Annotated in this window: 7 protein-coding genes; 4 read left to right on the forward strand and 3 right to left on the reverse strand. The window is 61.8% G+C overall.

Going from position 1 to position 5,978, the window contains the following annotated elements; translation table 11 throughout:
- Window positions 1–458 (forward strand): type 1 glutamine amidotransferase domain-containing protein (locus L9Z73_RS23745; RefSeq protein ID WP_247406257.1); only part of this gene is annotated, 458 nt, incomplete at its 5' end.
- An 88-nt stretch (window positions 459–546) separates the two neighbouring features.
- On the forward strand, window positions 547–1,671 hold the full coding sequence (locus tag L9Z73_RS23750; RefSeq protein ID WP_247406260.1) for an alkene reductase: 1,125 nt from the start codon (window positions 547–549) through the stop codon (window positions 1,669–1,671).
- A 93-nt stretch (window positions 1,672–1,764) separates the two neighbouring features.
- Here L9Z73_RS23750 and L9Z73_RS23755 read toward each other — a convergent pair whose 3' ends face one another.
- Window positions 1,765–2,763: an NAD(P)H-quinone oxidoreductase gene (locus L9Z73_RS23755; protein WP_247406263.1), complete on the reverse strand. Its 999-nt coding sequence runs from the start codon at window positions 2,761–2,763 to the stop codon at window positions 1,765–1,767.
- A 137-nt stretch (window positions 2,764–2,900) separates the two neighbouring features.
- Between L9Z73_RS23755 and L9Z73_RS23760 the strand changes: the two genes are divergently transcribed.
- Window positions 2,901–3,287: a DoxX family protein gene (locus L9Z73_RS23760; RefSeq protein ID WP_247406265.1), complete on the forward strand. Its 387-nt coding sequence runs from the start codon at window positions 2,901–2,903 to the stop codon at window positions 3,285–3,287.
- A 55-nt stretch (window positions 3,288–3,342) separates the two neighbouring features.
- Here L9Z73_RS23760 and L9Z73_RS23765 read toward each other — a convergent pair whose 3' ends face one another.
- A complete protein-coding gene (locus L9Z73_RS23765) occupies window positions 3,343–4,161 on the reverse strand; it encodes an alpha/beta fold hydrolase (protein ID WP_247406268.1) in 819 nt (272 codons plus the stop codon).
- 147 nt (window positions 4,162–4,308) lie between these two features.
- Here L9Z73_RS23765 and L9Z73_RS23770 point away from each other — a divergent pair, with 147 nt between their 5' ends.
- A complete protein-coding gene (locus L9Z73_RS23770) occupies window positions 4,309–5,376 on the forward strand; it encodes an NAD(P)-dependent alcohol dehydrogenase (RefSeq protein WP_247406271.1) in 1,068 nt (355 codons plus the stop codon).
- A gap of 63 nt (window positions 5,377–5,439) precedes the next feature.
- Here L9Z73_RS23770 and L9Z73_RS23775 read toward each other — a convergent pair whose 3' ends face one another.
- The gene (locus L9Z73_RS23775; RefSeq protein WP_247406274.1) at window positions 5,440–5,751 is read right to left on the reverse strand and encodes a hypothetical protein; all 312 of its coding nucleotides are present in this window, start codon (window positions 5,749–5,751) and stop codon (window positions 5,440–5,442) included.
- Between the last annotated feature and the right edge of the window lie 227 nt (window positions 5,752–5,978).

Consider the following 5,978-nt stretch of genomic DNA (forward strand, 5'->3'; position numbering starts at 1 on the left):
GTGAGTTGCAACAGGCCCTGGCCAGCACCGTCAAGCTGGACACGGTCAACACCGCCGACTTCGACACCGTGTTCTACCCAGGTGGCCACGGCCCGCTGTGGGACCTGGCGGAATCGCCGGTGTCCATCGCCCTGATCGAGGCGTTCGAGCGTGCCGGCAAGCCCATCGGTTTTGTCTGCCACGCACCGGGCGCCTTGCGCCACGTCAAGGCGGTCAATGGTGAGCCGCTGATCAAGGGTCGTCGCGTCACCGGCTTCTCCAACTCGGAAGAAGCCGCAGTCGGCCTGACCGACGTGGTGCCGTTCCTGATTGAAAACGATTTCAAGGCGCTGGGCGGCAAGTATGAGAAGGGCGCCGATTGGCAATCCTTTGTGCTTGAAGATGGTTTGCTGGTCACCGGGCAGAACCCCGCCAGCTCCAGCGATGTGGCCAAGGCCCTGCTGAAACTCACCGCGTAAGTTAATCCCTCACTTTTACTGCTTCATTGCTTGGCGGCTCTCAGGAGCCGCCGACGCTTTCGTTCGTCCTGAATTTGGAATATTTCGAATGACCCACAGTGTTTTAAGTACCCCGATACAACTCGGGCACCACACCTTGAAGAACCGTGTCGTGCTGCCACCGCTGACGCGCCAACGCAGCGCGCAACCCGGCGATATCGCCACCGAGTTGATGGCTGAGTATTACCGTCAACGTGCCTCGGCCGGTTTCATGGTCACTGAGGGCACGCAGATCGAGCCGCGTGGCCAGGGTTACGCCTGGACGCCGGGCATCTACACCCCGGCGCAGATCGATGGCTGGCGCACCGTCACCGACGCGGTGCATGCCGAAGGCGGGGTGATCTTCGCTCAGCTCTGGCATGTGGGCCGGGTGTCCCATAACGCGTTGCAGCCTGACGGCGCCGCGCCCATCGCGCCGTCCGCGATCCAGGCCGAGCAAGCGAAGGCGTTTATCGCCACCGGGCCTGGCGTGGGTGACTTGGTACAACCGCCCGTGCCCCGTGCGTTGACCACCCTTGAGGTCAAGGAACTGGTCGGGCATTACGCACAGGCCGCACGCAATGCGCTGGACGCGGGGTTTGACGGGGTGGAGATCCATGCGGCCAACGGTTATCTGGTCAACCAGTTCATCTCGGCCCACGCCAACCAGCGCGACGATGAGTACGGTGGTTCGCTGCACAACCGTCTGCGCTTTTTGCGTGAGATCGTCGAGGCGGTCAGCAAGGTGGTTGGACCGGAACGTCTTGGTGTGCGTTTTTCGCCGTTGTTCAGCGGCACCGACCAGGACCGGGTGTACATCGGCCTGGTGGAAGACGACCCGCACCACACCTACCTCGAAGCGATCAAGGTGCTGCAAGCGGCGGGCATCGCCTACGTCTCCATTGCCGAAGCTGATTGGGACAACGCGCCCGACCTGCCCGACACGTTCCGTCAGGCCGTGCGTGACACCTTCCAAGGCCGGATTATCTACGCCGGGCGTTACACCGCTGAGCGCGGTGCGCGGTTGGTTGACGCGGGGCTGGCCGACCTGATTGCGTTCGGGCGTCCATTCATCGCCAACCCGGATTTACCGCAACGGATGTTCAATGGCTGGCCGTTGAATCCGCTGCGGGCGGAGGGGATGTATGGCGGTAATGCGGTGGGTTATATCGATTACCCGGTGCATGCCGAATAGCTTGTCGACTGGGTCGCAAAGGCCGGTTTTTGTGGAACCTGTCGAGCCCTGCCAAGGCCCGACAGTTCCTGCATCAAGGCGACTGTTTAGGTGTCACGCCACCTGCAACACAATCTTGCCGATATGCTCCCCACCTTCCATCCGCGCATGGGCCTGGGCGGCATCGGTGTATGCGTAGACCTTGTCGATGATCGGCAGGCAACGCCCGGCGGCCAGCACGGGCCATATGTATTCGCGCAGCTGTTCGGCAATCGCGGCCTTTTCCTCCTTGCTGCGTGCGCGCAAGAGTGAACCGGTAATCACCGCGCGTTTGGCGAGGATCGTCAGCAGGTCGACGTCATTGGCCTTGCCACCCCCGAGAAAGCCCAACATCACCAGGTGACCGTCCATGGCCAGGGCCTTGAGGTTGTTGTTCAGGTACGAGGCACCCATGATGTCGAGGATCACATCAACCCCCTTGTCATCGGTCTTTTGCGCGATGACGTCGGCGAAATCCTGCTCGCGGTAATTGATCGGTTCGGCGCCCAGCTTGGCGATGGCCGCACATTTGTCGGCGCTACCGGCAGTGGCGAAGGCCTGGATGCCGAACTCGCGGCAGAGCATCAGCGCGGTGGTGCCGATGCCACTGGTGCCGCCGTGGACCAACACACGCTGGCCTGTGTGCGCGTCGCCGAGGCCGAACAGGTTGGCCCACACGGTGAAGAAGGTTTCCGGCACGGCGGCGGCTTGAATCCAGTCCATACCCTCTGGGATCGGCAGCGCCTGGCTGGCGGGCACCGCGCAAAACTGGGCATAGCCGCCGCCATTGGTCAGGGCACACACCTTGTCGCCGAGGGCATACTCGCTGACGCCGTCACCGAGCGCCACCACTTCACCCGCCACTTCCAGCCCTGGAATCAGGCTCATGCCGGGTTTCATCGGGTACTTGCCGGCGCGTTGCAACGCGTCCGGGCGATTGACCCCGGCAGCCTGCACCCGAATCAGGATCTCGCCCGGGCCTGCCGCCGGTACATCGGCCCGGCGCGGTTGCAGGACGTCAGGGCCGCCGGGGCGGGTGATTTCTATCAGGGTCATTTCTTTCGGGAGCGTCATTCGAGAGTTCCTGTAGCGATGAGCGTATGGCTTGGGACCGCATCGAGCGGCGGGCGGTTCAGCACAAACATGCAAGCGTACACCCAGCTTGGCGAACACAATCGATGTCGATGATTTTTTACGGATGCAGGGTGTTTATGAATGAATCAACAAACCAGGCCCTCGGCCTCCTGTTTTTGCGGATCAGCGCGGCTGCGTTCCTCTTGTGGGTACACGGTTTGCCCAAGCTGTTGGGTTACAGCGAACAGCTAAAGCTGATCGAAGACCCGTTTCACCTGGGGGCCAACGTCACGCTATTGCTGGCAATTTTCGCCGAAGTGTTGTGCCCGCTGCTGATCATCGCCGGGGTGCTGGTGCGCCTGGCCTGCCTGCCGATCCTCGCGGTGCTGCTGATCGCGATGCTCGTGGTGCATCCGCAATGGACGTTGTTTGAAGGGCAGTTCGGCTGGCTGCTGTTGATCATTTTCACCAGCATCCTGATCGCCGGGCCGGGTCGCTTCACCCTCGGTCAACGTGTTGCCTGAGCAAAAAAAGGCCGGGCAAGCCCGGCCAAAATAAGGAGAAGGGAGTCTAAGCGCTTCAGCGCTTGAGGAACGCCAGCAGGTCTTCATTCAAGGCCTGGGCGTGGGTCACTGCAAACCCGTGCGGCGCATCCTTGTAGACCTTCAACTCGGCACCCTTGATCATCTCGGCTGCCACCTTGCCGGTGGTTTCGAACGGCACGATCTGGTCGCCATCGCCGTGGATCACCAGGGTCGGCACATCGATCTTGGTCATGTCTGCACGGAAGTCGGTCTCGGCGAAGGCCGTGACGCAATCCACGGTCGACTTGAGCGACGCCAGCAGGGCGATCTGCAGGGTTTGGGTCAGTACGCCGTCGGAGACTTTCTGGCCTTTGTTGATGCCGAAGAACGCCGGGTTGAAATCAGCAATGAACTGCGCACGGTCTTTCAGCAGGCCGGCCTTGATGCCGTCGAACACATCGGCGGGAACGCCCTGCGGGTAGTCCGGTTTCTGACCGAACAGCGGCGTCACCGCCCCCAGCAGCGCCAGGCCGGCGACACGGGCGCTGCCATGGCGGGCGATGTAGCGCGCGACGTCGCCGCCACCCATGGAGAAACCCACCAGGGTCACGTCCTTGAGGTCCAGGTGTTCGATCAATTGGGCGATATCGTCGGCAAAGGTGTTGTAGTCGTTACCGGTCCACGGCTGGTCAGAGCGCCCGAAACCGCGGCGGTCAAACGCGATGGTGCGAAAGCCGCGGCTGCTCAGGTATTCCATCTGGTATTCCCACATGTCGGCATCCAGCGGCCAGCCATGGCTGAACAGCACGGGTTTACCGCTGCCCCAGTCCTTGAAGTAGATCTGGGTACCGTCTTTGGCAACGAATGTGCTCATGGAAAACTCCTGGGGTGAGAGGGAAAGGGCTCGGCTTCACTATTGCCGCAAACCCGACGAAGGGCTTGTATGCATGTGCTCGGTTGAACGGTTCAGCGTCTACGCTGGTCCACTGACCTCTACCGTCAGATCACACAGGTGAACGAAATGGCCAAGACTTACAGCTACGCGGCTCGGGACTCCAAGGATGCGCTCAAGCCCTTTACCTTCGAACGTCGCGCGCCGGGGGCGGATGATGTGCAGATCGACATTCTTTATTGCGGCGTCTGCCACTCCGACCTGCATACCGTGCGCAATGAGTGGAACAACACGTTGTACCCCTCGGTCCCCGGCCATGAAATCGTCGGCCGCGTAACGGCGGTCGGGGCCCATGTGAAAAAATTCAAGGTCGGCGACCTGGCCGGGGTCGGCTGCATGGTCGACAGTTGCCAGCACTGCGCCTCCTGCGCCGAGGGCGAGGAGCAATACTGCGAGAACGGCTTTACCGGCACCTACAACGGCCCCGTGTTCGGTGGCGAAAATACCCTTGGCGGCTATTCGGACAACATCGTCGTCAAGGAGCAGTTCGTGCTGCGCATCTCCCATGATGACGCCAACCTGGCGGCCGTGGCGCCGCTGCTGTGCGCCGGTATCACCACCTATTCGCCGCTGCATCACTGGAAGGTCGGCCCCGGCAAGAAAGTCGGCGTGGTCGGCCTCGGCGGGCTTGGCCATATGGCGGTGAAGATCGCGCATGCCATGGGCGCACACGTGACGCTGTTCACCACCTCGCCGAACAAGCGTGAAGACGGCCTGCGCCTCGGCGCCGATCACGTCGTGGTGTCGAAGAACCCGGACGAAATGGCCAAGGTCGCCAACAGCCTGGATTTCATCCTCAACACCGTCGCCGCGCCGCACAACCTCGACGTGTTCCTCAACCTGCTCAAGCGCGACGGCACCATGACCCTGGTCGGGGCCCCCGACAGCCCGCACCCATCGCCGACGGTGTTCAACCTCATCTTCAAGCGCCGCAGCCTGGCCGGCTCGCTGATCGGCGGCATCCAGGAAACCCAGGACATGCTGGATTTCTGCGCCCAACACGGGATTGTCTCGGACGTGGAGATGATCGATATCCAGGACATCAACGAAGCGTATGAGCGCATGCTCAAAGGCGATGTGAAATATCGGTTCGTGATCGATATGGAAAGCTTGAAGAAAGAACCTCACGTGGCCTGAAACACCCTTTAGCGGCGTGCTCCCAGAGGTCTTCAGACCGCAAGCGTACAACCGGTCAGCGGCTCAAGGCCGCTGCGGTTTCACCGCCGTCCCAAACGTATTGCCCATGCGGATGCTGGTCGCCGCAGGGGTGGATAACCCCACCTGGTTCGGCGGCCGTTTCTGCACCGGGATGTTCTGCGCCTCGCGGTTCTTCTGCGCCGCCTTGGCCGCGTCCGGGTCATTGCCCATCTGCTGGCTCATGCAGCCATAGTCGCGGGCTTTGTAGCCATCCACTGTGACATCGGTGCAGCCTTTGGCGGCGGTTTTGGCGTGGGCGAGCAGTGGCAGCGCGGCGCACAGCAACAGGCTGGCGAGGGTTGGAAACAGCTTCATGGGGCCTCCTGGCGGGCCCGAGGGAGTGGGCCGGTAGGCTTGAAAGTGTAGTGCAGCGGGTTTCCCGTCACCGTGATGTTTTTTTTGCTGTCACCGTAACATCAGGTTCATAAATTGGCCTCAGGATGACGGTTTTCAAGGACACGTCGGCCGTGCAGCAATGCAGAGCGGGGGGGGAGCAGCGGGGCTTGCGGCGTGCCATCGGCGCCCTGGCCTTGCTGTTGCTG

This window comes from Pseudomonas emilianonis, assembly GCF_023072625.1.
GTDB lineage: Bacteria > Pseudomonadota > Gammaproteobacteria > Pseudomonadales > Pseudomonadaceae > Aquipseudomonas > Aquipseudomonas paraveronii.